The organism is Micromonospora sp. 4G55 (genome assembly GCF_016803375.1).
This window is the reverse complement of the sequence record NZ_JAEVHN010000687.1, coordinates 1-3,181: the sequence shown is the minus strand read 5'-3', so window position 1 is coordinate 3,181 and position 3,181 is coordinate 1. Positions and strand designations below refer to the sequence as shown.

Annotated in this window: 5 protein-coding genes; 4 read left to right on the top strand and 1 reads right to left on the bottom strand. The window is 75.3% G+C overall.

The features are described from left to right. From JNW89_RS32405 to JNW89_RS32395, 3 genes are all read left to right on the top strand, one after another. The coding region (locus JNW89_RS32405) for a carbon-nitrogen hydrolase family protein (protein ID WP_238451954.1) at positions 1 to 788 on the top strand (788 nt) is incomplete at its 5' end. Next, positions 718 to 1,362: an HAD family hydrolase gene (locus tag JNW89_RS32400; protein WP_238451953.1), complete on the top strand. Its 645-nt coding sequence runs from the start codon at positions 718 to 720 to the stop codon at positions 1,360 to 1,362. The genes JNW89_RS32405 and JNW89_RS32400, both read left to right, overlap by 71 nt. Positions 1,363 to 1,547: 185 nt before the next feature. Further along, entirely contained in the window at positions 1,548 to 2,477 is a 930-nt protein-coding gene (locus JNW89_RS32395; RefSeq protein WP_238451952.1) for a serine protein kinase RIO, read from the top strand. Between the two features lie 82 nt (positions 2,478 to 2,559). Here the strand turns inward: JNW89_RS32395 and JNW89_RS32390 are convergent, their stop codons facing one another. Next, complete coding sequence (locus JNW89_RS32390; protein ID WP_179805745.1) at positions 2,560 to 2,808, bottom strand: DUF2630 family protein; 249 nt, start codon at positions 2,806 to 2,808, stop codon at positions 2,560 to 2,562. A gap of 84 nt (positions 2,809 to 2,892) precedes the next feature. Here JNW89_RS32390 and JNW89_RS32385 point away from each other — a divergent pair. Then, the coding region (locus tag JNW89_RS32385) for a GNAT family N-acetyltransferase (protein WP_238451951.1) at positions 2,893 to 3,181 on the top strand (289 nt) is incomplete at its 3' end.

Genomic DNA, 3,181 nt, shown 5'->3' with positions numbered 1-3,181 from the left:
GCACGGACGTGGCCGCGACCGGCGACGGCGCGGTCGACGACCCCCGGCTCGACCCGCTGCGGGCCGCCGCCCGCGACAACCGGATCACCCTCGTCGTCGGCGCCGCGGTCCGCCACCCCGACCGCCGCCGGACCATCTCCGCCCTGGTCGCCGACCCGACCGGCGCGATCCGGGTCGGGTACGACAAGCAGCAGCTCTGGGGCGGCGAGCGGGAGCTGTTCGACGCCGGCCGGCGGGGCGCCACCCTGTTGGTCGACGACTGGCGGCTCGGGCTGGGCATCTGCTACGACGGGTGCTTCCCGGAACACGCCCGGGCCGCCGCGGCCGACGGCGCACACGGCTACCTCTGCCCGAGCGGCTACCTCGCCGGGTCGGCGCACCGGCGCGACCTCTACTACGCCGCCCGGGCCCTGGACAACACCATGTACGTCGTCTTCGCCAACGCCGTCGGAGGCGCCGACCCGTGGCGGTTCAACGGTGGCGCGGCGGTCTACGACCCGGAGGGGCGGCCGCTGGTGCGCGGCGCCGACGACGGTGAGGCCGTGCTGGTCGCCACCCTGGACCCGGCCGCCCTCGCGGCGACCCGCTCGGCCCACTCGATGCTCGCCGACCGGCCCGCCGACCAAGGGCTCCCCCCGAACGGCGCTGCCGGCCTGACGGACGTCGCCGACCGCCCGGCCCTGTCGACGGCGACCCCCTCTCCCGTAAGGTGCCCGCGTGCCGCTGCTCCTGCTCGACCTGGACAACACCCTGCTCGACCGGGCGGGTCCGTTCCGCGCCTGGGGTGAACGGTTCCTGGCCAGCATCGGCGCGCCCCACACCGACATCGACTGGCTGCTCTCCATCGACGCCGACGGGCTCACCGACCGGTGGGACGTCGCCGACGCCATCCGCGACCGGTACGCGCTGCGCATCCCCTCCATCGACCTGGTCGAGGAGCTGCACGACGGGGTGGTGGCGAACACCCGCCTCGACCCGCTGGTCGCCTGCGCGCTGCGGATCGCCGACGACGCCGGCTGGGTGCCGGTGGTGGTCACCAACGGCTCGGTCCGCCAGCAGGACGCCAAGATCCGGCAGACCGGGCTGGACCGGTACGTCGCCGACTGGGTGATCTCGGAGGAGGCCGGGGTCAGCAAGCCCAATCCGCGGATCTTCGCGCTGGCCGCCCAGCGGGCCCGGATGCCGCTGCGCGGGGCGTGGGTGGTGGGGGACAGCCCGGAGGCGGACATCGGCGGGGCCGCCGCCGTCGGCCTGCCCAGCGTCTGGCTGCACCGGGGGCGTACCTGGCCGGACAACCGGTTCGCCCCGACCCGCACCGTCGACTCGCTGATCGCGGCCGTCGCCACGGTGCTCGCCGCCTGAGGCCCGGACGGCCCGGGCGGGGTCCGGTAATTCGGTTGCCGCCGGATCGGGGGTCGGTCAGCATGGGGCCGCGCGGGTGCGCAGCCGGGTCGAGCCCGGTCGAGGAGAAGGAGGTCGGTCATGGCCGTCTTTGCAGGGTCGTTCCACCTGCCTCCATCAGCCTCGATCAAGGGATCACCACTTCCGTGCGCGAACACGACCTCCCGGCGCCGCAGCGCCGTGGCCGCGGCAAGAGCCGCTTCGACGACGACGAACCACACTTCCTGAAGCACGGCCGGCACGTCGAGCCGGCCCTCGTCGAGCCCGACGACGAGCCCGAGCCCGAGGACCGCTGGTCCTCCTGGGACGAGGCCGTCCACGGCCCCGAACCTCACCCCGAGTGGCTGGTCACCGAGCTGGCCGCCCGGGACACCGAGCTCGGTGTGCTCAAGACCGGCAAGGAGGCGGACGTCCACCTCGTCCGCCGCGCGGTGCCGGACACCGACCGGTCCTGCCTGCTGGCGGTCAAGCGCTACCGGGACGCCCAGCACCGGCTCTTCCACCGCGATGCCGGCTACCTCGAGGGGCGCCGGGTGCGGCGGTCCCGGGAGAACCGGGCGATGGCCGGGCGTACCGCGTTCGGCCGGCAGATGATTGCCGGGCAGTGGGCCGCGGCCGAGTTCGCCGCCCTCAGCCGGCTCTGGGAGATCGGCGCGGAGTCCGGGCGGATCGCCGTGCCCTACCCGGTCCAGTTGATCGGCACCGAGCTGATGCTGGAGTTCGTCGGCGACGCCGACGAGGGCGCGGCCGCGCCCCGGCTGGCCCAGCTGCGCCCCGAGGCGGGCGAGCTGCGCTCGCTGTGGGAGCAGATGGTGGACGCGCTGGTCGTGCTGGCCCGCGCCGGGTACGCCCACGGCGACCTGTCGCCGTACAACCTGCTGGTGCACCGGGGGCGCCTCGTCATGATCGACCTGCCGCAGGTGGTCGACGTGGTGGCCAACCCGCAGGGGCCGGAGTTCCTGGCCCGGGACGTGAAGGTGGTGGGCGCCTGGTTCGTCGCGCGGGGGCTGCCGACGGCCGAGGTCGACCCGGCCGAGCTGACCGGTCTGCTGCTGCGCGAGGCGGGCATCCGCTGATCCGGGTACGCCCCGGACGGTCACCGGACCGTCCGGGCGTAGCCGCCTCGTCCGCCGGGCGTCGCCACCCGGCGGGCCCGCTCTACTGGAGGTAGCGCTCGACCTCCGGGATCGGGCGCTCGCCCTGGGCTTCCGGGTCGCCGTGCGCCTGCCGGGCCGCCCGGCGGCGGCGCAGCAGGTCCCAGCACTGGTCCAGGGACTCCTCCAACGCGCGCAGCCGCTCGCGCGCCTCGTCGTCGGTGCCGGACTCGTTGGCCTGCGCCGCGGAGCGCAGCCGGTGCTCCTCGTCGACGAGTTCCGAGATCCGGTTCAGGATGGTGGTGTCGTCCATGCCCCTGAGCCTGGCACAGGGCGCCCCGGCGCGCCCGGATTCGCACCCCCCGGACGGCGCCGCGTCGGGGTAGGTTCCCCCACCATGGCCCCTGTCGTTCGCCCGCTGCGACCCGCCGACGTCGCCGGCGTCGCCGAGGTGCTGGCCGCCGCCGCGCCGTACCAGCTGATCACCGAGGAGTGGCTGGGTTGGCGCCTCACCGGCGCGCCGGCCGCCGAGCGGTTCGGTGTGCTGGTCGCCGAGAGCGCCGGGAGAGTGGTCGGCGCGGCGCGGACCGGGCTGCTGCACGAGAGCGCGGATCCGGGGCTGGGCTTCGTCAACCTCTCGGTGCACCCGCAGTGGCGCGGCGGGGGTGCGGGCACCGCCCTGCTCG

Bases quoted from the DNA above. Each gene is read 5' to 3' on its own strand.
- JNW89_RS32390 (WP_179805745.1), bottom strand. From the start codon at position 2,808: ATGGACGACACCACCATCCTGAACCGGATCTCGGAACTCGTCGACGAG.